This is a genomic window from Gordonia sp. NPDC003422 (assembly GCF_053588675.1).
This window is the reverse complement of sequence record NZ_JBSFQL010000005.1, coordinates 1-21,666: the sequence shown is the minus strand read 5'-3', so window position 1 is coordinate 21,666 and position 21,666 is coordinate 1. Positions and strand designations below refer to the sequence as shown.

Annotated in this window: 19 protein-coding genes; 8 read left to right on the top strand and 11 right to left on the bottom strand. The window is 64.5% G+C overall.

Annotated elements, in window-relative coordinates:
- The 6 genes from ACWDTF_RS05975 to ACWDTF_RS05950 form a co-directional block, all read right to left on the bottom strand.
- Positions 1 to 2,097, bottom strand: a complete 2,097-nt coding sequence (locus tag ACWDTF_RS05975) for a hypothetical protein (protein ID WP_449754115.1) — start codon at positions 2,095 to 2,097, stop codon at positions 1 to 3.
- 80 nt (positions 2,098 to 2,177) lie between these two features.
- Positions 2,178 to 3,470 carry a glycosyltransferase gene (locus tag ACWDTF_RS05970; protein ID WP_449754114.1) on the bottom strand — a complete coding sequence of 431 codons (1,293 nt, stop codon included), beginning with the start codon at positions 3,468 to 3,470 and terminating at the stop codon, positions 2,178 to 2,180.
- Positions 3,467 to 4,867: a polysaccharide pyruvyl transferase family protein gene (locus ACWDTF_RS05965; RefSeq protein WP_449754113.1), complete on the bottom strand. Its 1,401-nt coding sequence runs from the start codon at positions 4,865 to 4,867 to the stop codon at positions 3,467 to 3,469. The genes ACWDTF_RS05970 and ACWDTF_RS05965 overlap by 4 nt, the downstream gene beginning before the upstream one ends.
- A gap of 57 nt (positions 4,868 to 4,924) precedes the next feature.
- A complete protein-coding gene (locus ACWDTF_RS05960; protein WP_449754112.1) occupies positions 4,925 to 6,241 on the bottom strand; it encodes a lipopolysaccharide biosynthesis protein in 1,317 nt (438 codons plus the stop codon).
- On the bottom strand, positions 6,238 to 7,464 hold the full coding sequence (locus tag ACWDTF_RS05955; protein ID WP_449754111.1) for a glycosyltransferase family 4 protein: 1,227 nt from the start codon (positions 7,462 to 7,464) through the stop codon (positions 6,238 to 6,240). Before ACWDTF_RS05955 ends, ACWDTF_RS05960 begins: the two co-directional genes overlap by 4 nt.
- Before the next feature lie 261 nt (positions 7,465 to 7,725).
- The gene (locus ACWDTF_RS05950) at positions 7,726 to 8,538 is read right to left on the bottom strand and encodes a glycosyltransferase family 2 protein (RefSeq protein WP_449754110.1); all 813 of its coding nucleotides are present in this window, start codon (positions 8,536 to 8,538) and stop codon (positions 7,726 to 7,728) included.
- Between the two features lie 344 nt (positions 8,539 to 8,882).
- On the opposite strand from ACWDTF_RS05950, the gene ACWDTF_RS05945 reads away from it, so the two are divergent.
- Genes ACWDTF_RS05945 through ACWDTF_RS05930 form a run of 4 tightly spaced genes read left to right on the top strand, consistent with a single transcriptional unit; the run spans position 8,883 to position 13,992 of the window.
- Positions 8,883 to 9,947 (top strand): glycosyltransferase family 2 protein, encoded by a 1,065-nt coding sequence (locus tag ACWDTF_RS05945; protein ID WP_240859622.1) that lies wholly within the window; start codon positions 8,883 to 8,885, stop codon positions 9,945 to 9,947.
- A gap of 44 nt (positions 9,948 to 9,991) precedes the next feature.
- Entirely contained in the window at positions 9,992 to 10,777 is a 786-nt protein-coding gene (locus ACWDTF_RS05940; protein ID WP_449754109.1) for a glycoside hydrolase family 16 protein, read from the top strand.
- Positions 10,778 to 11,467, top strand: coding sequence for an ABC transporter ATP-binding protein (locus tag ACWDTF_RS05935; RefSeq protein ID WP_449754108.1), 690 nt, complete (start codon positions 10,778 to 10,780; stop codon positions 11,465 to 11,467).
- A complete protein-coding gene (locus ACWDTF_RS05930) occupies positions 11,467 to 13,992 on the top strand; it encodes an FtsX-like permease family protein (RefSeq protein ID WP_449754107.1) in 2,526 nt (841 codons plus the stop codon). Before ACWDTF_RS05935 ends, ACWDTF_RS05930 begins: the two co-directional genes overlap by 1 nt.
- Here ACWDTF_RS05930 and ACWDTF_RS05925 read toward each other — a convergent pair.
- From ACWDTF_RS05925 to ACWDTF_RS05915, 3 genes are all read right to left on the bottom strand, one after another.
- Positions 13,982 to 14,251, bottom strand: a complete 270-nt coding sequence (locus ACWDTF_RS05925) for a hypothetical protein (protein WP_240859630.1) — start codon at positions 14,249 to 14,251, stop codon at positions 13,982 to 13,984. The genes ACWDTF_RS05930 and ACWDTF_RS05925 overlap by 11 nt on opposite strands.
- A 241-nt stretch (positions 14,252 to 14,492) precedes the next feature.
- Positions 14,493 to 16,832, bottom strand: a complete 2,340-nt coding sequence (locus ACWDTF_RS05920) for a TPR repeat region-containing protein (protein WP_449754106.1) — start codon at positions 16,830 to 16,832, stop codon at positions 14,493 to 14,495.
- A gap of 1 nt (position 16,833) precedes the next feature.
- The gene (locus ACWDTF_RS05915) at positions 16,834 to 17,178 is read right to left on the bottom strand and encodes a hypothetical protein (RefSeq protein WP_240859640.1); all 345 of its coding nucleotides are present in this window, start codon (positions 17,176 to 17,178) and stop codon (positions 16,834 to 16,836) included.
- Positions 17,179 to 17,281: 103 nt separating this feature from the next.
- Here ACWDTF_RS05915 and ACWDTF_RS05910 point away from each other — a divergent pair, with 103 nt between their 5' ends.
- The 3 genes from ACWDTF_RS05910 to ACWDTF_RS05900 all read left to right on the top strand — a co-directional run bounded on the left by ACWDTF_RS05910 (position 17,282) and on the right by ACWDTF_RS05900 (position 19,036).
- Entirely contained in the window at positions 17,282 to 17,803 is a 522-nt protein-coding gene (locus tag ACWDTF_RS05910; protein ID WP_240859641.1) for a Uma2 family endonuclease, read from the top strand.
- An 88-nt stretch (positions 17,804 to 17,891) separates the two neighbouring features.
- Positions 17,892 to 18,152, top strand: coding sequence for a helix-turn-helix domain-containing protein (locus ACWDTF_RS05905; RefSeq protein ID WP_240859643.1), 261 nt, complete (start codon positions 17,892 to 17,894; stop codon positions 18,150 to 18,152).
- A 5-nt stretch (positions 18,153 to 18,157) separates the two neighbouring features.
- Complete coding sequence (locus ACWDTF_RS05900) at positions 18,158 to 19,036, top strand: Clp protease N-terminal domain-containing protein (protein WP_240859645.1); 879 nt, start codon at positions 18,158 to 18,160, stop codon at positions 19,034 to 19,036.
- A gap of 86 nt (positions 19,037 to 19,122) precedes the next feature.
- On the opposite strand, the gene ACWDTF_RS05895 is transcribed toward ACWDTF_RS05900, so the two are convergent.
- Positions 19,123 to 19,530 carry a hypothetical protein gene (locus tag ACWDTF_RS05895; protein ID WP_240859647.1) on the bottom strand — a complete coding sequence of 136 codons (408 nt, stop codon included), beginning with the start codon at positions 19,528 to 19,530 and terminating at the stop codon, positions 19,123 to 19,125.
- An 88-nt stretch (positions 19,531 to 19,618) separates the two neighbouring features.
- Positions 19,619 to 20,488, bottom strand: a complete 870-nt coding sequence (locus tag ACWDTF_RS05890; protein WP_240859656.1) for a 1,4-dihydroxy-2-naphthoate polyprenyltransferase — start codon at positions 20,486 to 20,488, stop codon at positions 19,619 to 19,621.
- 355 nt (positions 20,489 to 20,843) lie between these two features.
- On the opposite strand from ACWDTF_RS05890, the gene ACWDTF_RS05885 reads away from it, so the two are divergent.
- Entirely contained in the window at positions 20,844 to 21,533 is a 690-nt protein-coding gene (locus tag ACWDTF_RS05885; protein WP_449754105.1) for a hypothetical protein, read from the top strand.
- The last annotated feature ends 133 nt before the right edge of the window (positions 21,534 to 21,666 follow it).

Sequence of the window (21,666 nt, the reverse complement as noted above, 5' to 3'; positions counted from 1 at the left end):
TCACGGACCTGTCTGCTGAGGTGCGGGACGAGCGATGTCGGCCGATTCCGGCACATAGCGGAAGATGATGGTGTCGGCGTCACCGGGAGCTCGTTGCCAGCGTGGCTCGCGATCGAGGCGGACAACCAGGTTCTCGATCGCTCCCTTGCGGAAGTACCCGAAATAATCACTGTAGATGGAGATCTGGCGAGGCAGGACGAGATAGAAGCCGCCACTGCTCATCCTGCCGAGGTTGTTCATGAACTTGATGTCGTCTTCGGTCGGGAAGCCGCGCGACAGCGAGTTCTTCAGGAACACCAGCGGCCGGTCGTAACCCGGGTTTGCCTCGGCGATTCGTACGTAGTCGCCGCTCGGACGCTCCGGCCAGCCGGCCGGAGCCATTCGGACGATGACCGTCGACGGCTCTGCCTGCGCCAACATCTGTCGGCTCAGGGCGACCTGCGACGGCGTGATGACGTTGTAAGCCCAGCCGCTGTAGTAACCGTGAAGAGCGCCCACGGCAACGGCGCCGAGCAGCACGGTGACGATGCCGGTGCGTATCCGCCGACGAGGCACGGTCGCCGGTAGCGGTCGGCCGGAGAGGTCATCCCGGAACGCAGCGGCGATCGCAGCGCCGATCATGATCGAGCACCCGATCACGGAGTAGAGGTAGACACGGAAGATGGCCTCGCCACCGTAGCTTTGGCCGACCAGCAACAGGATCGGCGAGAAGGCGATCACCGGTAGTGCCCAGTCCGGGCGACCCCGGCGCCACAGGTAGAGGAACGCGATCGCCGCGGCGATCCACACGGCGAACGCGACACCACGATCGACCGCCTCGGTCAGGGTTCGAGCCGGCGAATCGCCCGTGGCACCACCGATGTTGGTTTGCGCGTTCTTGACCGGGTTGGAACCGGTGAAGAGCCCGTACTTGATGACCGACGACAGTCGCGGTCCGACATAACCCAGCCAGGTGGCGGCAAGGGCGAGGACAAGCCACAACGGCCTGACTCGGTTCAACGCTGTGAGGAGCGCCCCGCACGCGAGCACCCACATGGGGGTCAGTTGATGGCTCACCGCGATCACCGCGAAGATGGGAATCGCGAAATAGGCTGGAGCCGTGTGCTTTCGTGCGCCGGCGATCAGTGCGAGGACCGCCACTGCCAGCACGAGGGCGATGGCCTGTGGTGAGTAGTAGTCCTGACCCACCCAGTTGACCAACTCGGCGCAGAGCATTGCCGCTAGTGCGGCGCCCGCGGACAGCCGTAGGGCACGCGCCAAGCTCCAGATACCGGCGGCCAGGAGACAATGGATGACCGGCGCGAACCAGTGGGCGACAGCCACTGGATCGACGCCGGTCGCAGAACTGAACCACGCTGCCCCGGCGAAGAATCCGGGCCAGCGGGTGTAGATGTCGATGTAGGGCGCGGGGAGGGCACCGGTCTGGGCGACATAGTCGACCAGACCGATGTGCTTGTATGTCCACGCATAGATCGGCACGTCGGTGAGCACCGTGACCGGAAGTCGGATGAATGCGATGACTGCCACGACGCAAGCTGCGCCACCTTGGGTGTCGCCCGACCGTAGGCACCACACGAACGCGACGATGGTGAGCACCACCGCGCTGCCGATGAGGAGGCCTCCGGGGGTTGCCAGGAGGCCGTAGAGACCCACTGTCGCCGAAGATGATTGGACCAGTCCGACGATCCAGAGAATGATTGCTCCGGCGAGGGGGAGCAGGTGCCGGTTTCGCAGGGCCGCCAGCGATCGCAAGGAGTCGGCGGCCTCAACGGCCAGCGCTCGGCCACTGGTGCGCATATCGTCGAGAGTCCGTAGACCCATCGCCGCGGAGAGCAGGCATACGGTCGCGAGTGTGATGGTCACTGCGACAGGTGAGTAGCTGCGCAACCACAGTAGTGATGTGGCGAGTCCGATGGAAGCCGCCAACCCGATCGCCGGATACAGCGCCGGTTTGAGGTGTCCTGGCGTGTCGACCCAACGCGTCAGTGCTACGCCCAGGCCGACGGTGAGCATCGGTGCCAGCAGCAGGACTCGTGTCACGTCGCCGAACACGGGGAGTGCGGAGAGCAGCGCGAGGACACCGGTGGTGCCCGCCACCAGGGCCGGGCGTGTTCCGAGTCGTTCGGTGGACGCCGACGATCCGGTGCCGGGGCGGCGCAGAGGCAGGGTCAGCGTGGCTATGACGGCTCTCCTTGATCGGTGCCGGGATGGCCGAAGGTACGGAATGGCTTGGGGTTTCGTCCCTGAGCGCGGGCGGTCAGCAGGGCTCTGGGTCCTGCGATGAGCCCGGAGAGTTCGGCACGTGCCGCACCGGCAACGCTGGGTGTGTGGGATCTGAGGCGTGGCTTGGCACGTCCGTAGAACGACGTGACGAGGTGGACCACAGCAGAGCCGGCGCGCGCAAGCGCAAGCGGAGCCAGGTCTCGATCGAAGGCGACCTTGGTCAGCCACGCACCAAGGCCCAACCCGTATCCGTGTGCCTGCGAGCCGAGCGAGTCGTCGTCGTCGCGATGCTGGTGCCACGTGATCGCGTCGGGTTCGAACACGAGGGTGTGGCCGGCCACGATGGTGCGGACGAACCAGTCGATGTCCTCGCCGCCCTTGGTGGGCGAGCCGGCGCCCAGCGCCTCGTCGAATCCGCCGAGCGCGAACGCAACCGACCGGCGGATCGCGAAGTTGGCTCCCGTTCCGTAGTCGCCGACGCGGAACGGAAAGAGCTTCCCGTGGACGGTGTCGTCCTTGCGGTACTCGCGGCGGTCGATGCTGGCCGACCAGCGGACGCGCTGCTCGAAGGTGCACTGCGCTGCTGTCCTGAGCTGTGCTGCCGGCACCAAACCGGTGACGCAGCCGACCTTCGGATCCAGGAACGGTGCCGCGAGGCAGGTCAGCCAATGCCGGTCGACCACCACGTCGTCATCGGTGAAGGCGACGATGCCGTGGGTGGCCGCCTCCAGACCTCTGTTTCGGGCCGCAGCCAAGCCCGGCACCGACGCGTGGATGACCCGTACCCGCGGATCGGCCAGTGAATCGATATGGCGCCAGGTGTCCAAGGTGGTGGCCGCATTGTCGACAACCACTACTTCGAAGTGCGGATAGTCCATGGCCAGGAGCGATTCCACCGCCCGAGCCGCCGCAGCGGTGCGGTCGCGAGTGCACATCACGACAGAGATGCTCGGCGACTGGTCGGCAAAGGTGTGAGCGGAACGTGCCGGGAGCCGTGACATCTCTCTGCTCATCTCGCGGCCGAGGATCACTCCGTCATCGATCCCCACCTCGATGAAGCCCCGAACGGTGAGTCCGTCCCGGACCAATAGGCGTGCCCGTGGATAGCCCGCGGATTCCATGGCTTTCACGGTGTCGGTGTAGCTCTCGGCGAGCTGCACCTCACCGATCCAGAGCGCGTCGTCGGTCGTTGGCGCGTCCTCGCCGGAAATCACCGGGAAGAGCGTGTCGACCTGTGCATTTGTCATCGTTCACCCTCGTTAGTGTTGGTCTGGTTTGCCTGTCCGGTGTTCTCGGTCGAGGTTCTGGCGGTGCCGAACCACTCACATGCCCGACGCCGCAGCGTGTCTCGATGGGATTCGGCAGTTGCGGTAAGCGCACTCCGTGCCTCGGGCGACGTCATCTGACGGGTCAGCCCGGCAACCATTGCTTCGGCGGTCACCTCGGCAAATGCTCCGACGGCCTCGCCCAGTCCGGATGCCCGCATCACCCCCTCGGACTTCGACGAGAAGTAGGAGATTGCGAAAGTCGGTGTACCCGACATGGTTGCGAGAATTGCCGCGTGCAGACGTACCGCGATCATGCAAGCCGCTTCGCCGTAGAGTGCGGCCAGTTCGGCCGGACTGAGGTCATCGTCGACGTAGCTGGCTGGAACTCCGAGGTCAGCCAACAGGGCGTACAGACGACGTGAAACCGGCCGGTCGTCCTCGATAGTGGTGGGACCGAGCGTATGTGCCACCACGAGAACGTGATCGATGAGACCTCGACTGCGCAACTCGTCTACCGCCGAAGCGATCTCGCCCATCGTGCGTTGGTTTGCCGAATCATCCAGTGATGGGTGCGATCTCATCGCGACCACCGCGACTCGCGACATCTGCGCAGGCAGCGATGACGTGAGGGTGCGTACACGGGTGGTCTGGTCCGCGGTGAGCGCGTACGCCATGTCGGGTGCGAGCTCCGGTTGGCTGAGCCCGATTTCGTGCGCAACGGTCAGCGACTTCTCATCGCGCACCACGATGTGAGCGGCCCCGTGGAGCATCCGGCGGGTAAGCCTGCGCGCAGATGGGCGAGATTCGGGGAATGGTCCGATGGTGTGGCCGAGCAGGATCGTCGGAATACCCATGCGCGCGGCCGCATTGAGTGGTGCTGCGACGGTGAACAGCCGGGCCAGACTCACCAATGGTTGCACCGAGGTGTCGGTGTAGAGGTTGGAACCACCAACGCCGACAACCAGATCCGCGCTCGCGAAGATCCTCTTGTAGCATCGCGGGACTCGTCCGATGGTCGTGGTAGCTGCCGCCGGCGCCAAACGCGAGAACCAGATCGGCACGTCGAGAAGTGGGGTCGCGTGGTTGCGTCCGCGCAACTCGGACGGCATCGGGTTGGGTATGAGCGTGGTGTTCGGTCGGTCACGGGCAACGTGTCGCATGGCCGCGGCGCGCTGGTCTGGATTCTCCGTGAGTCCAACGACGCTCACCTGGGCGTCGGGATAGACATGATCGGCGAGATTCAGCACCCCCGAGGTGATCGCGGAATCGCCCTTGTTGTCGTCGTGCCAGGCATTGACCAACACGATTCGTGGACGGCGGGTCGCGGACAGCGAGGTCTTGCCGTGCTCCGACTCGATCTGCTCGACTTCGGTCACCAAGTCACCGACACCCTTCTGCTCGGTCGATCCCGTTCCGCGATGTGTGCGTTTCAGTCATTGCGAACCCGTACCTGCCACGAATGAGGTTGTGCCACGGGTGAGTCCGATGACACCGGCCAGTCCCAGGACCAGCGAACCGAAGCACGCACCCACCGCTGCGCCGACAGCACCCCACGCGATGATCGACAGCACCAGTACGGGCACGGTCAGCACACTCGCAGCAACATTGGTGACGAGGAGTGTGCGGGTCGCCAGTGATGCCCGTAGAACCGCAGCCCAGATGACGAAGCTGACTCGTAGCATCGATCCGAGACAGAGCACCGCGAGCGTGAGCCAGAGGGTCTCGTGGTCATAGCCGTCGCCAAAGAGACCGAACAGCAGTGGCGCGGCGATCAGAACGAGCACGACGGCGAGTCCGATGACAGCGGCCTCACTGATCCACCACATGCGCCGGATCACGCCATCGGGCCGATCGGACGTGGGCAGATGCTTCGTGAGAGCCATTGCTGCACCCGTTGATACGAAGTCAAGGCCCTGTGCGACAGGGAGCATCAGAGCGAGCATCGCGCCCTGAACCGGTCCCGCCAGCCATGTGGTGAGGAATGGAGCTGCCAGAAGGGCGCCCATCGAGACCAGGCTCGCGGTGCCGTCTCGCAGCGAGAAACTGAGAAGCGCGCCACGTTTGTGGGCGCGCAGCGAATCTTCTGAGGGAAGGTGTCGATTGATGAGCGACGGTGCCATCCACGCCACGACGCTGATGCCGATCACGGCCGCAACCAACGACGAGGTGACCGCGCCCATCGGCAGCGTCAGCATCACCGCGATTGGCAGTGCGCCCGCCTTGAATACGCTGATTCCGAGATTCAGGGCGGGGAGTCGACGAGCTGCTGACAGCGCCGTCAGCACGGTGTCCTTGAAGGCGAAGAAGGCGAGGATCATCGATCCGCCCGTGATGAGCAACATGGCGGGGAACGCGGATTCGCCGATAGTCAGAGCGCCCACAACCCCCGCGATCAGCCCTGCGACAAGCGCAACCACACCGACGACTCCGACTCCCTCAACCAATCGCTCGCGGCGTCCGGTTGCGTCGGAGGCCGGGATCATGGCGGTCAGCGCATTTCCTGGGCCGGACGCGGCGATTGCACCGGCTGTCGTCATGAGTGACAGAACCGCGGTCTCGACGCCGAGTTGATGCGGCGGGATGAGCCGAGCTGCCAGGGTCCAGAACGCGATCCCGGTCAACGCCGACAACGCCGATGTCACTATGAGGGCGACGGAGTCGACCGCCAATGCGGTGGAACCCGATGCGGCCAGCGGAATGCGCTCACGCGCGCGGCTGACCAGATGACCCGCTCCGAGCAGAGGCGTCATGTCCGCCGCCTCCTGAGGACGCGGGGGGTGGTCGCCACTTTCCGGAGCAGACTGGCGTTGGCTGCGGCCTGATCGTCGATCCGATGATGGGCGAGGGCGTGGTCGCGAGCGGCGGCAGCGAACGTCCGACGGGTGTCGGCCGAGCCGAGCAGTGCAGTCACGGCCCGAGTGAGGGCGGCGCGATCGCGAGGCGGGACAACGAATCCGGATTCGTTGTCCCGCAGCGCCTCGTCCACACCGGCGGCGCGGTAGGCGACCACCGGCACTCCGGCCGACTGCGCTTCGATCAGCCCCAGCGGCATACCTTCGACGAGACCGGTGTGGACGAAAAGGTCGGCGGCGGCGAGCAGGTCGGCGATGTCGGTCCGAGCACCCAGGAAGAGGATGGACGGATGTGACAATGCAGTTGCACGAGCGAGCATCGCGGACTCGTATTCGGGATATTCACTGGTCGTTCCGGCCACCACGACCGTTGCCGAATGGCCGACCGCATCGGCGAGCACGATGAGATCCTCGATGTGTTTACTCGGATCGATCCGGGTCGCTGCGAGGATGATGCGCCGGTCCAGCGGGAGACCGAGTTCGGCACGAATTCGCTTGCGCCGCGCGTCGTCGGGGGGAGGGGCGAAATGGTCCGTGTCGACGCCGTTGGCGATCACCGTCACCCGGCTCAGCAGGCGGTCGGCGACTGTGTCTGCGACAGATTGGCTCACGGCGATGGTGTGGTGCGCGCCCGCGATCGCGACATCGCGCAAGCCGGCACCAAGCCCGGGCATCGGTGTCTCGTGCAGTGTCAGAACGGTGCGCACGCCCCAGATGCGACCCGACAGCGCTGCATCGAGGTGAGTCCAGTGCGAGTTTGCGAGCACGACGTCGAATCCGAGGCCTCGCGAGGCGCGGGCGATGCGTCGCGGCGTCGATACGGACCTCCTCGCTTCAGAGGCGCTACAGCGCAGCGTGATTCGACCCTCATCACGAATCGATCGATTGACGGGGAGAGGCAACGCGATCACCGGCAGCGAGTGATCTCGCCAGTATCGGTACTGCTCGAGTTCGGCGGGACAACCCAGGGTCAGTTCGACACCCAGTGCACTCAACCGCGGTGCAAGGCGCAGCAAGTATTTCTGCGCCCCCCACAATCCGGGCCCCTGGTCGAGTACCAGGACCCGGATGACGGACGACGTCGGATCTCGATCCGTCCCGGTGTCGAGTGCAAACGCCACGACCTACTCCAGTCTCTATTCTCACGTGATGACGAAATGCCTTGCACCAGAGATGTGATGCCTATTGGTGCATCCCGGAATGGGCGGAGCGCCCACCGTCGCAGTGCATCGACTACCACACGTTGACTACTGCTCTGATGTTGACCACCGCTCGGCGTCGACCACTGCTCGCCGCCGACCACCGTTCCCTGAGGTGCTCGGAGCGCTAGCGGAGAGCCTCGAAGGGCCTGGCGAGTTGCGTGTGTTGCTCTTTCGGAATGCCTAGGCCGCGCCCGCAACTCCGAGGTTGTCGGCACCTGCGATCGCTCTGCCCAGACGCGCACGGATGTTTGCGACTCGGGTGGGTGCGGCGATGGCCGTTGTCTCGACCGCCACCCTCTCGTCGAAGATGGTTCGCAGAACCCGGATTCCGTCGCTGACTGCGTTCAGATTGCTCTCGCCATGGATGCGGTCGCGCTCGTAGCTGGCGATTTCGGCGATATCCAGTCCGGACCGTGCGACCCTGATGTTCATCAGGGTCTCGACCTCGAATCCGTCACCCCACTGTGGTTCGGTGAGGGCCGGATCAGGCATGTTGATGATCGGTAGGCAATGACGCCAGAAGGCGTTGTAGCCGTAGCAGAGGTCGGTGAAGCGGGCCGAGTAGAGATGGTTGACGATGCCGTTGAGTCCCAGGTTGCCCAAGCGGCGCAAGCGGGTGATGTCGGAGCTACCGCCACGGTAGGTGAAACGGGAACCCTTGGCGAAGTCGGCACCATCGCAGAGCGCTTGGACGAACATCGGGATCTCGGCGGCGTCCGTGGAACCGTCGGCATCGATCATGACGATGATCTCGCCCTTGGCGGCCGCAAAACCGCAGGCCAGGGCATTACCCTTGCCCTTGCGGGTCTGCTGGATCAGGCGTGCGTGTGGCCAGAGCGATCGAGCGACGTCGAGCGTGCCGTCGGTCGACCCGCCGTCGACGACGATGATCTCCGCTATGCCGTCCGGCATGCGTTTGGCAACATATGGAAGGTTCTTCGCCTCGTTCCGAGTCGGCACGATGACGGAGACATCACGATGTGGAAGGCGCATTCCTCATTCCCCCGAAATAGGATGCTGGTTAATAGGCGGTGAACAGCCGATGTCCGCGCGGTGCGGCATCGATGTCGCCGGTGTGTCGGGCGAAATCTCCCACCGCAGTGGCCATCTCACCCGAGGTCAAGAGTGAGGCCTTCCGGGGTTGGGCGCAACTCCGTAAATCGGCGCGATTGTTTTCCCGATTCGGCTCTTCGGGGTGAAGAATTGACGTAATCACTTGGGGGGCAGTTAGTTACGCGTACATGCAATCAAATGCATGTGACCCTCTGCTGTGATTGCTCTCACTTGCAAGCACCTGCAGGTCGATGCCAAGCCGTTCTCGGCGCATACTTAGTCGCATGAGTTCGGGGGCTCTGGGTGGCGCTGACGTCACCGTCATCATCTGTGCGTACACCCATGATCGGTGGAACGACATCTGCGACGCGATCAAATCCGTTGTGCGACAGTCGCTGAAACCGGCAGAGTGTCTGGTGGTCGTAGACCACAATCGGCCGTTGGCCGACGAGTTGACCGCGTTCGTGTGGCGGTGTGATTTCCAATCGATGGTGACGGTGATCCACAGCACCGGGCCGCGCGGCCTGTCCGGGGCTCGGAACTCGGGCGTCGCGCGGGCCACTACGGCCATCGTCGCGTTTCTCGACGACGATGCGGCAGCCGACCGCGAATGGCTGGCCGAACTCGTCGCAGCCTACGATTCGGACGATGTTCGCGGGGTAGGCGGACACGTCCGTCCGCGGTGGCCCGATCGCGTACGTCCGGGCTGGTTCCCTTCGGAGTTCAACTGGGTCGTCGGTTGCAGTTACACCGGTTCGCCGACCGAGGTTGCGGAGGTCCGGAACTTCATCGGCGCCAACATGTCCCTTCGCCGAGACGACGTGATGGCCGCGGAAGGCTTCCATACGGGCCTTGGACGCGTCGGCAAGACTCCACTGGGGTGCGAGGAAACCGAGCTGTGCATCCGCATCCGCCAGCGCAGGCCGGGCGCACGGATGATGCACGTTCCTGCCGCGTCAGTAGGACACCGGGTGAGTGCCGATCGCGTGACGATTCGGTACTTTCTGCGCCGGTGCCACGCGGAGGGGATCTCCAAAGCGGCGGTGTCTGGACTCGTCGGTAGCGCGGACGGATTGCAGAGCGAGCGCCGGTACACCATGTACGTTTTGCCGCGCGGGATTCTCGGTCGATTGAGTCGGGTGGTCGGGACGAGCGCTGGTGTCCGGCAGCGCGTGGATCTTGCAGCGCAGACCGTGGTCTTGGCCGGTGGTCTGCTCACGACGACATTCGGCTACGTCCGTGGACGCACCACTGGGGCGGCGATCCCGGATCGGCTGACCCCTCTACATCTGCGCGTCGTCGGAGATTCGTACAAGGTGACCGACGCTGCCTCCGGAGGATCGAAATGAGTTCATCCGCAGAGTCTTACGGCCTACGTGGGCTCGCCGTCGCAGTGTCGGCGATTGCCTTATCGGCTCTCGTGCCGATTCTTGGCGTGCCTCCGGCCCAAGGTGCGCCGCGCCTGGTTCCGGTGGCGTCAGCTGCGGTGTCAGAGGAGTTCAACGGCGCGGCCGGAGCAGCACCGGATCCCTCGGTCTGGACCTACGACGTCGGCGGTGGCGGTTGGGGCAACGATGAGAAGCAGGTCTATACCAATGATCGCTCCAATTCCCGACTGGACGGACAGGGCCGCCTGGTCATCGAAGCGCGCCGTTCAGGGAACACCTATACCTCAGCCCGTTTGACGACGCGAGGCAAGTTCGCCTTCACGACCGGCCTCATCGAAGCCCGGATCGCGACACCGCGCGGCACCGGCTTGCATCCCGCGTTCTGGCTGCTTGGCACTGACATCGCGACGGTCGGGTACCCGGCATCCGGCGAGATCGACATCATGGAGTTCGTCAACGACGGAGCCAGCTGGCACACCGCTCTGCACGGGCCCACGACGACCGGTGGTCATTGGCAGAAGACGATGGCCGGCGAATTTGCGGGGCAGTCCGACGACTTCCACGTGTATGGCGTGTATCGGTCGCGCGGCATGATCGCGATGCTGATCGATGGCAAGGTGATCAGTGTCTACACTCCCGCGACGCTTCCTGCCAACGGGCGTTGGGTGTTCGACAAACCGATGTATGTCCTGCTCAACCTGGCGGTGGGTGGGCGTTGGCCCGGTCCGGTCAGTCCAGCGACCGACTTTCCGGCACGAATGACCGTCGACTGGGTGCGCTACCATCCGTGAATGTCCGCTGGTGGGGAAGGGCCGCTCGTTGAGGCGGTCGATCTGGTGCGCGAGTACCAGATGGGGGAGCAGACCGTCCGGGCGCTCGACGGCCTGAATCTGAGCATCGACGGTGGTCAGTTCGTCTCCATCGTCGGGCCATCCGGGGCAGGAAAGAGCACGCTCCTGCACATTCTGGGCGCACTGGACACCCCGACGTCGGGCACCATCACCGTCGACGGCGTGGACCTCGGCAGCCTCGACGACGAGTCGGCGTCGGCCTTCCGGCGCACGCGCGTCGGCTTCGTCTTCCAGTTCTTCAACCTGGTCCCGACGATGTCGGCGTGGGAGAACGTCGCGTTGCCGCGTCTGCTCGACAACCGATCGCTGCGCAAGGCCAAGCCGCGGGCCGTCGAGTTGCTCGAACAGGTCGGGCTCGGTGATCGGGTCGACCACCGGCCGTCGGAGTTGTCCGGCGGGCAGATGCAGCGCGTGGCGATCGCGCGGTCGCTGATCATGGACCCGACGATCCTGCTCGCCGACGAGCCGACCGGCAATCTCGACTCCCGCACCGGTGCATCGGTGTTGGACCTCCTCGCCGACGTCGCGCACGACGCACCCGACCGGCTCGTCGTGATGGTCACCCACGACCCCAAGGCGGCCGGCGTCGCCGACCGCACGATCACCGTCGCCGACGGAAAGACCGCCTGATGCGCGGATTCCTCACGGGATTCACGCGCATCCGCGTGCTGAATCTCCGGGAGATCCGCACGCACCGACTCCGCGTCGTGACGTCGTTGTCGGTGGTGATCGTGGCGTCGGCGCTGCTGATCGCGGTGCTGGGCACCTACGGGTCGATGACGCAGTCGGTGCGCGAGTTCAACAATGCCATCACCGGTGCCGCTCAGGTCGAGGTCGCCGCGATCGCCGACTCCGGCGTCGACGCGAACCTGGTCGGCGAGATCAAGCGCGGAGCACCCGACGCCAAGTCGGTGGTCCCGCTGATCCGCAATTCGATTGTGGTCGAGGGTAAATCGATCATCCTGCTCGGCTCGGACCTGCGTGCGACTGCGCTGTCGAGCGATCTGCGCGACGCCGCGGGGACGTCGTCCGGCGCACTCGCCGGAAACCTCGACTCGGGCATAGTCGCGGGTGCGGGTACGGGGCTGCGCAAGGGACAACAGCTGCGCATCAACGACATTGACGTCACCGTGGTGGATGTGGTCGACGGTGCGCAATCGGCGGCACTCAACAACGGCAACTTCGTGTTCGCGTATCTCGGCCTGGCACAACAGCTCACCGGTCTGGACGGTCGCGTCAACTCGATCCTCATCGTCGAACGGCCCGGCGCCGACACCGACCGTCTTCGTGACGAGGTGGAACGGATCGTCGACGGCCGAGCGGTCGTGGTGGACCCGGGTTTCCGTGCCGATCAGGTGGAACAGGCGAGCTCTGTGACACGTGATTCGACGCTGCTGGTCTCGTTGGTGTCCTTGGTGATTGCCGCGTTCCTGGTGTTCAACACGATGAACATGGCAGTCGCGTCGCGACGCAGTTCGCTGGCCATGATTCGTGCTCTCGGGGCGCGGCGGTCCCATCTCGTCGGCGATCTCCTCGGCGAGGCCGCGATCTTCGGCCTCGTCGGTGGCGTGATCGGTGTGCCGCTGGGCATTCTGGCCGGCCGCGCTGCCATCAGCCAGTTGCCCGCACCTTCGGCATCGTCGGCGTTGCCGGAGATTGCCTACCACTTACCCTGGTACGCGCCGGTGATAGCGGTGCTGGCGTGTGTGATCGCCTGTGTCGGTGCGACGACGCTGGCTGCGCGGTCGGTGTTCGCGGTGTCTCCCGTGGAGGCGATGGTGCCCGGCGAGGTCGCCGACGCCCACGCCCGACGCGGACCGGCGGTGATCATCGCGGCCGTGGCCGGGCTCGCGACCCTGATCGGTTCATGGGTGATCGTGCAGGAAGTGCCCGGCCGCCCAGCGATTCTCGCAGGCGCTGTCTATGCGATCGGTGCACTGTTGCTGTGTTTCGCGCTGAGTGCGCCGCTGTGCTGGGTGGTGGTGCGCGTCGCGCGGTGGTTCCGTGGACCCGGCCAGTTGGCGTCGGTGAACACCGAACGCTCGCCGCGGCGGGCCTGGGCGACCCTGATGACCGTGGCCGTCGCGATCGCCGTCGGCATGGGAACCTCTGGCGCACTGGACAATATGATCTCGTCCATCTCGAGCTCCCTCGACGGCCTCGGCGATCCCGACTTCTACGTGTCATCGGCGACGGCCGACGAGGTGCCGGTGGGCCCGATCCTCGCACCGGAGATCAAGGCGCAGGCCGAGCAGATTCCCGGAGTCAACGAGGTGATCGGCGGCCAGTGGGCGACGGTGAACATCGGTCCCGACCGCGCGCTGATCCAGGGCATCGAGCCGGGATCCAAGGCACCGTTCATGCGCAAGGCATCCGCCGACGCGGTGCGTCAGGTACTCGCGGGTGACGGCATCCTGTTGTCGAACGTGTTGGCGCGTGTGCTCGATGCCGGGGTCGGCGACACCGTTCGGTTGGCCACCCCCACCGGCTATCACGAACTGGTGGTGCGCGACACCGTCGACTATGTCTCCATCGGATCGGGGACCGGAGCGATATCCAATGCTTTGATGGCGCAGTGGTTCTCCCGATCCGGCGACACGTACCTGCAGGTGCTGACGGATCCGGATGCCGACGAGGCTGCTATCCGTGGACGTCTCGAACAGATCGCTGTCGCGCATCCAGGCACTGGCGGCAAGCCGGTCAGCGTCTACACCGGTGCGCAAGCGCTCAAGGCGACGCAGGACCAGGTGCAACAAGCAGGAGCGTTCACCATCGCGATCCAGTGGATCGTGGCGGCCGCCGCAGCGGTGGCCCTGTTGAACACTCTGCTGCTGTCGGTGATCGAACGACGACGCGAGCTCGGCGTCCTTCGTGCTATGGGGGCCTCGCGAAAGTTCGTGTCCCGCATGGTGCTGGCCGAAGCGGCTGCCGTGGCGCTGGTCGGATCCGCCCTCGGATTGATCCTCGGCACAGCACTTCACCTGTTGAGCAATCGCATCCTCAGTGCCACAACGGCTCTCGAGGTCATCTACGCACCCAGGCCGACGATCCTGATCTTCGTCGGCGCTGCCGTCGTGCTGTGTCTGGTCGGCGCCCTGGTGCCCGCGATGCGGGCGGCGCGGATGAACATCAGCGAGTCGATCCTCAGCGAGTAGCGGACTTGGCTTGGTGGCCCATCTCCGCACGGATCTGTTCGACGATCTCCCGATCGACCTCCTCGGGCATCTGCTCCCACGAGTTCCGTTGGTGCCATGCGTATCTGGCGTCGGCATAGCGTCGTTGAAATTCGTCCTCGTCGGCCCGATCGGGGTCGAGCTCCGGGAACTCGCGCACGAGATCCTCCCGCGTGGTTCCGGGCGGCGACTTCAGCGCTGCGACGATGAGCGGCGACAACCCCTCGAGTTCGATCGACATGTGACTCCTAGTAGTTGAAGGTATATCTTCGACCCGAAATTTCGCTGCCTGAGGTGCGACGAGCGCTAGCGAGGAGCCTCGAAGGCCTCGTGACGGTCGCTGCATGGCCGCCCAATTGCCCTGTCTCACCAGCCCTTCGAGACTCTCGGCTAGCGCCTCGAGCACCTCAGGGAGCGGAGGTGGGTCGGCGTGCGTTGTTGGAGGCACTCCCGCGAGGAGCCTCGAAGACACCACCCGGTGATCATCCCCCGGGCCCGGCACCAGGATTCCGGTCGTCCGGCGGAAGTGCCGGAATCGTTCCGGGAAGCGGTTGGCTCGGATTGTCCGGCGCTCTGGCACCATCGTTGTACACCTTTTCCCAACCGGATTTGGTCATGTTCTCGCCAATCCATTTCGTGTATTTGCCGCCATGATCGTCATACTGGTCCAACAGCTTCCAGTCGAGGACTCCGTTCTCGTCCAGGCACGCCTCGAATTGCTGGCGAAGTCCTGGGTGTGTGCTCAACACGCCGGCGAAGTACACAAAATTGAACTCATTCGGATCATTGAACGTAGGCTCCGTCTTGTATTCTTTAAGTTCTTTGCCTTCTATTTCATCGGGATTAGGCGGGGGACCGAAGATCGACTGTTCAAGGTCCGGTGGTACGAGCGCATTGATGACGGGGATCGCCGGGTGGGGGATCGCTGAGATCAAGTTCCGGGTCAGAGCTGCCGCTTTCATGTCGTGTTCGTACTCGGCCATTTGTCCCTGGTACGCGCTTTCCTTGAGATGTGCCCACTCGGTGGTCCAGCCCTCCTTCATCGCGGCGCCCAAGAACCCGACCACCTTCCCGAGCTGTGGAGCGTCGTGGGCCCCCGCCTGATATGCGAGGTAGAGCTGCCACTGCGTGCCTGCTCGGTGTGCCATGCCGGCCGCTGTGGGGTCCGAGTTGAGTGTCGAGAAGACACGTTGCAATTCGATCTGCGACAGCTCTCCCGCGCCGTACTTGGGAATGCCGAGATCGTAGAACGTGCCGGCGAAGTCGCCCAGATACGGCGCGAACGATCTGGCCAGAGTCTGAGTGAGGTGCGGGCTCCCGAGACCGAGATCCTGCCCGATGGCGACGTTGGTCTTGTCGCCGAAGTAGTGCCCCAGAGCAGTCGCCGATTCGGCGGCTTCGCGTGCGAGGAACGGATTGTCGCGTGCACCGGCGCTCTCTCCGATCCACGAGAACAGGCTGTCGATCCCGCCGGGCTTGTCGCCCCACTGATACTGGAACAGCGCATCCAGATGATGGTCGGCGTTGTAGTGCGCACCGTCGGGCATGGTGACGTCCATGTTCTGGCCGGTGATGAAGTCGTGGACGGCAGTCGTGTCCTGGCCGGCGAGTTGGAAGGTTCGGTTGAGCAGGTCGGTTGTCTGATCGGCTGTCAGGATGAGGCCCGCTCCTTCGATACTCATCGGCTTCTTGCCGACGGCCCCGGCGATCTCCGAAGCTTGTTTGAAGAGGCCTCGGTCGATGTCGGTGCCGAGTCGGAGCCCGCGATCGCCCTGTTGGAGGAACTCCGTCAGCAACTGGAGCTCTTTGATCCGTGGGACGCGGAGACGGTCGGTAGTTTCCGTGCCGTATTGGCCCGATTGGTGCTGGTGGACTCCCTGAACCAGATTGTCCGTCAACAAACTTCGAATCGATGCGGGCACCACCCGCATCCCACCGCGATCACCGCCGTGCGTTGTCAGCTGTGGTGTGCTGACCATCTGCATGCCGTTGGCGAGGAAGCGTTGGATCTGCCGCTTCTGGTCGCCTGAGCCGAGGCCGACGATATCGGCGACGGATTTGCCGTTGAGGCCGAGCGCCAATGCGCGCAGGAAGTCGTGCTGTCCCTGCGGGATGGCGACCGGTCGTCCGAGCCTTAGTGCCCGGAGTTGTTCGGGTGGCAAGGTGCAGGCTGCCCGGAGTGCTGCCATCTGTTCGGGGGTCAAGGCGCCGCCGCGCAGGAGGGCGTCGACGATCTCTCGTGCCAACCCCGCACTCAAACCCGCAGCGGGCGGCGCCATCTCGCCGAGTCGGGCGAGTGCGGCCCGTATCGCCGCTGCCGTTCGCAAATCTGCGGCACCGAGGTCCGACGCCCACTTCTGCAGTGTGCGTTGCCCATTGCTCGCAATCTGCGCGCGTGCCGCCTTGAGTTTTCGTAGAGCATCGATCGCGATCCGGTCGTCGCCGGCGACCTGCTCCGCCGTCGCGTAGTTGTACGTGTCACGCACCGACCAGTCGCTGTCGACGCGATAACTGTCCGCCTCGTAGGCCGACGCGGTCTGCTTCAGATCCCCGGCCAGATCCGACATCGCCGTATGCCCGCGCATGATGGTCGTGGACAGTGAGGTGAAAGCTGCCGACAACCGGTTCAGCTGCGTGTATTCCCTTGCCGCGCGGTCGGTTGCGACAGCCCGCGCTCCGCCCGACCAGTCGAGTCCGAAGATGGTGTCGCGGGTGGTCCTGGCGTCGTGGGCGGTCGAGGTGGCATAGCTGGAGGCCGCCTTCGCGGCGGGCGGCATGTTCGAGAAGTCCAGGGCGTAGACCTGCTCCTTGGTGAGGGCCACCTCAGCGTCCTCGCGGGGGACGATTCAGATCCCCCAGTGCGGCAAGCCTGTTGGCCGCCGACATATCGGTGCCGGTGTACTCGTCGGCGGCGCGCTCGAGCAACGATTTCCACGCCGACCGTCGTCCACCGATCACCGCGATCGCCGACGCGACGCCATCCATGCACTCGCGTAGCGCAGCACGAGTCTGCAGCCCGTCCAGGCCGGTCCCGGCGAACATGAACTCCTGCCGCGCCCGTGCCGACGTCGGGGGCCACTCCGGTCCTCCGAAGCCCATGGTGACATCGAAATTTCGTGCAGCTGTGCGTAGTTCGGATGGGTCGACCATCACAGGTGTCGGTGTCATTGTGATTCCCCCCGTCTGTCGATGGCTTGAGACTAGCGTCGTATGAGACAGCCTCGGCAGAATTGTCCACAGCCCACGGGCGTTGATGGCTATCCTCGAAAGCATGAACGGACCCCGGCTTCTCTCGCTGGATGATTGGCGTGCGTTGCCGGTCGACGAGGGCGCTCGGAGCGAACTTCAGGAAGGCGTGCACATCCGCTCGCCCCGACCCGGCAAGACGCATGCGCGCGTCATTGCTCGGTTGCTGACCCAACTCGCCTCTCAGCTGCCGGCTGACCTGGAAGCGTTGCCGGAGGTGGAGATCGTCGTCGTTCACCGGCCTCCGCCGACCGTCCGAGTGCCCGACGTCGTGGTCTGCACGGCCACCGCCGACGATGCCGTGGCCGTTACCGATGTCCTCGTGGTCATCGAGGTGATCTCCCCGGGGTCGCGACGGACCGATCGCGTGACCAAGCTCAGCGAGTACGCGGAGGCGGGCATCCGGTTCTATTGGATCGTCGACCCCGCCGATCGCGCGATGACAGCACTCGAGCTGACCCCGGCCGGATACCGCGGCGAGGCGCACGCCGGCACCTATCAGATGGCCGGTCCCGTCGACCTCGTCATCGATCTCGACGCGCTGTAAGACCAGCTCAACACATGCATTCGAAGGACCTCAAACCCGGTCGTCAAGAATTATTGACATCCTCGACCTGTCAAGATAACCTGACATCATGCACGACGACGAGAACAACTCAGATCAGGCCCAAGGCGACCTGACCGGCGCTGCCACGAGTGGTGATCCGGCTGAGGGTCTCGCCGCGGTCCGTGCCTTGCGCACACTGGCCGACCGGTTGGAAGACATCCACGTGGCCAACGCCCGCAGCGCGGGCTGGAGCTGGCAGGCGATCGCGGAGGTACTGCAGATCAGCCGCCAGGCCGTGCATCAGAAACATTCACAACGTGAGGCCCGCGATCGGGCCGAGAAGGAGTAACAACCATGTTTGGTCAGTTCACACGAGACGACAAGATGATGATCGGGTTCGCCGTCCAAGAGGCGAGCGACCTGTCCCACAACCACCTCGGAAACGATCACCTGATCCTCGGGATGCTGTGCAATGCGCGCAGTCCGCTGTTCGCCCTGCTGGGTGAGCAGGGGCTGACGCTGGCCGGCGCGCGGGACGTGGTGCGGGAGTTCCATGCCCAGCAGGATTCCGAGGAGTCCGAGGCCGCCGACGATCAGGCCGCCGAGGAAACCGCCCAGCAGCGGTACGACGAAGACCGAGAAGCCCTGCGCGGCATTGGCATCGACCTCGACAAGCTGCGTTCCGCGGTACGCGATCGCTTCGGCGAAGACCTCAGCGAAGGCTGGGGAGAGCGTGAACCGCGGGGACGCGGACGTCGCAGGGGATCCGACGGCAGTGGACCCGACGGCTGCGGACCCCGCGGTCGTGGACGTGGGCGGCGCGGTCACCACGGACACGGACATGAAGCCCGCGGTGGATTCGGTCCCGGTGGGCCCGGCTTTGGGTCCGGCCCCGGTGGTTTCGGCCCCCGTGGTTTCGGTCAGGGCGGACCGTTCGGCCCGGGGTTCGACGACGAGGCCGGCAACCCCTGGGAAGCCGGACGCGGACGCCGCGGCCCGCGCGGCCGGGGTTCGCGACCACGCTTCGCCAAGGAGACCCGGGAGGCATTTGGCAAGGCAGTGGAGATCGCGCGTGAGCGCGGCGACCGCTCGCTGCGGGCCGAGTACCTGCTGCTCGGCATCATCGATACCGCCGACGCCGCGTCGCGCGCCGTGATCGATTCGGCCACCAACGCCGACGATCTCAAGGCCGCAGTGCTGGCATCGTTGCCGGAGGTCGAGGCCGGGGTGTAGTCATCCGGTCCAACTGAAACGAGAATGGACGCTGCCGTCGGCAGCGTCCATTCTCGTTCGGCTCAATTCATCTGCTCAGATCGAGATCAGTAACGGACCCCCGAAAGACCGACCCACACGGTCTGACCATTGCGAGTGGGCTTGATGCTCTGTGTGACAGCGTGGGAAATGGGGAAGCGCTCCGGCTTGGTCTTCCCGGGCTTCTTCGCGCACCACACCTGAGCGCTGACTTGCTGAGACTTGTTCAGATTGACCTTCGCGTAAACGAGGTCATCGCCCCAGTCGAATTTGCCGCCCGTGGTCCACGTGTTGCCGACAGCGGCGAGAATGGCGAACACCGAGCCGCCGGCCGGGCAGTTGCCCAACCACTTGGGGAACGAAATGTAGATCCAGCCCGTACTTGCCTGTGCGGGTGGCGTCGCCACGGTTGCCCCACCCACAGCTATCGACAACGCGACCAGCATCGCGATTGCAGACCTTCGAATCACACTCACTTGCCCTCCTCGAGTTGAACTCAGTGAGCTGATTCGATCACGCCGCCAGACCGACCCGGTACCGTCGATCGGACGAAATCGGCCGGGCTCAGCCCAACGCCAACGCCACCGCTGTCACCACCGACCACGCCAGCATCGCCTGCCCGGTCGCGCCGAGCGAGGGAATCAGCGCCGGTCCCAGGGCACCCGCACGGACTGGTCGCAGGGCCACCCACACCAGCGGCACCACGAGCAGTCCGACCAACGCCCACCACGTCGCCAACACCAGCACGACGGTCATGACGAACGGCACCAGCAACAGTTCGGTGTAGAGCCGTCGGGTTCCCGCATCACCGAGTCGCACGGCGAGAGTGATCTTGCCCGACTCGCTGTCACTGGGGATGTCGCGCAAGTTGTTCACCACCAACACCGCTGTGGAGAACGACCCGACAGCTACCGCCGAGGCCAAGCCGGCCCAGTCGACCGACCCGACCGTCACGAACTGCGTGCCGAGCACAGCGACCAGCCCGAAGAACACGAAGACCGCGACCTCACCCAGCCCGATGTACCCGTACGGGCGTTTGCCGCCTGTGTAGAACCACGCGCCCGCGATCGCCACGGCGCCGACCGCCACCAGCCACCACGCCGTGGTCACCGCCAGCACCAATCCCGCGACCGCCGCGATCCCGAAGCAGATGAACGCGGCCGACTTCACGGCGCCGGGGCTCGCCGCACCCGACCCGACCAGCCGCATCGGACCCACCCGGTCGTCGTCGGTGCCACGGATGCCGTCGGAGTAGTCGTTCGCGAAGTTCACGCCGACGATCAGCGCCAAGGACACCACCAGTGCGAGCCCGGCCTTCCACCACGAGATGTCGTCTATCCGCAGCGCGGCGCCCACACCGGCGACGACGGGTGCCACGGCATTCGGGAGCGTCCGAGGACGTGCGCCCTGGATCCACTGCGATGCGGTTGCCATTGCATCATCGTGTCACGAGACCGACAGTGATTGGACACTGCCACTGTCGGATTGCAGGTCACGTTCCGCGGACTGACCAACTGTTTGGATGCCGTAATTGGCGCTGGCGTGGTGTCACAGAGGGCACGTGCGTTCAAGCAAGGCTGAATTCTCGCCTATCGGTGGCTCGATCAGACGCAACTGGCGGGCACGTTGGATTGCCGAGCATCAGCCGGAGACGTAATTGGACGCCGACCTTGGTAAAGCATCTACCCCACGGTGGTAAATGCGCTGTAATGGCTCCTAGTAATCGAGGTGGACAGCCTCCGATGAAGATCAGAATCTCGACGCCGTTCGGACAAGAAGGTAGAGGGACATGCTGAAGAATGCGCTTGTGGCGTGCACGGTTTCTCTAATTGCGGTTATTGCATGGGGTATGACCGCTCGTTGGCCAAGCGGCGCAACCGCCTCGGCAATCGCTCTTGGACTGATTACTGTCGGCTTCGTTGGGGCACTGCTCGGACGACGTGTCGCACAGTCCCCGCCTGTTGGAGGTAATCCGATTGATCCCTCCAAAGAGATGGCCTACTGGCTTCTTGGATTCGTGGTCGTGTCGATCGCGGGCGGATTGGTCGCATGCGGCATCTTCGCCCGATGGAAGGCAGAAGCTGTTGTTCCATCTTCAGTCTTGTTGTCGGCGACGCTCGTCGGAGGTCTGCTCGGCTTCATTTTTGGTGTTCCACGATCGAGGTCGCACAGCGCGACAGCGAGTACCAGCCAGGATCTGGCTAGCAAAATCGATGCGAACACGAACCTCGAGAAGATCAGCGATTGGCTGACTACGGTCCTGGTCGGCGTAAGTCTCGTCCAGTTTCGTGCAATCGGAGATTTCATAGTCGATTTCTCGACTTCACTGGCTGCCAACATGGGTACCGAACCTGGTGATGGAACTGCGACATTCGTCGGCGGTGTCATGATCGGAGGATTTGGCGTCGGATTCATTTCGGGTTGGCTGTTCTGCCGCCTGCTGTTGGGTGCCGCGATGAAGAAGGTTGACGAAAGCTAGCTGCTCGCGGAAGGCTTGAAGAGCCAGCATCATATAGTGGCTCTTCGAAGTTGAGCGGGCAATTCCGTTCAGCAGTGGAATTGCTGGATGCTGGCCCGCTGGGCGCGGGTGCAGTGGAATCGTATCCGGCGCC

Coding starts and splice junctions, on each gene's coding strand:
- ACWDTF_RS05935 (WP_449754108.1), top strand. CDS start 10,778: ATGTCCGCTGGTGGGGAAGGGCCGCTCGTTGAGGCGGTCGATCTGGTG.
- ACWDTF_RS05890 (WP_240859656.1), bottom strand. CDS start 20,488: ATGGCAACCGCATCGCAGTGGATCCAGGGCGCACGTCCTCGGACGCTC.
- ACWDTF_RS05925 (WP_240859630.1), bottom strand. CDS start 14,251: ATGTCGATCGAACTCGAGGGGTTGTCGCCGCTCATCGTCGCAGCGCTG.
- ACWDTF_RS05910 (WP_240859641.1), top strand. CDS start 17,282: ATGAACGGACCCCGGCTTCTCTCGCTGGATGATTGGCGTGCGTTGCCG.
- ACWDTF_RS05930 (WP_449754107.1), top strand. CDS start 11,467: ATGCGCGGATTCCTCACGGGATTCACGCGCATCCGCGTGCTGAATCTC.
- ACWDTF_RS05950 (WP_449754110.1), bottom strand. CDS start 8,538: ATGCGCCTTCCACATCGTGATGTCTCCGTCATCGTGCCGACTCGGAAC.
- ACWDTF_RS05905 (WP_240859643.1), top strand. CDS start 17,892: ATGCACGACGACGAGAACAACTCAGATCAGGCCCAAGGCGACCTGACC.
- ACWDTF_RS05900 (WP_240859645.1), top strand. CDS start 18,158: ATGTTTGGTCAGTTCACACGAGACGACAAGATGATGATCGGGTTCGCC.
- ACWDTF_RS05915 (WP_240859640.1), bottom strand. CDS start 17,178: ATGACACCGACACCTGTGATGGTCGACCCATCCGAACTACGCACAGCT.
- ACWDTF_RS05970 (WP_449754114.1), bottom strand. CDS start 3,470: ATGACAAATGCACAGGTCGACACGCTCTTCCCGGTGATTTCCGGCGAG.
- ACWDTF_RS05960 (WP_449754112.1), bottom strand. CDS start 6,241: ATGACGCCTCTGCTCGGAGCGGGTCATCTGGTCAGCCGCGCGCGTGAG.
- ACWDTF_RS05945 (WP_240859622.1), top strand. CDS start 8,883: ATGAGTTCGGGGGCTCTGGGTGGCGCTGACGTCACCGTCATCATCTGT.
- ACWDTF_RS05885 (WP_449754105.1), top strand. CDS start 20,844: ATGCTGAAGAATGCGCTTGTGGCGTGCACGGTTTCTCTAATTGCGGTT.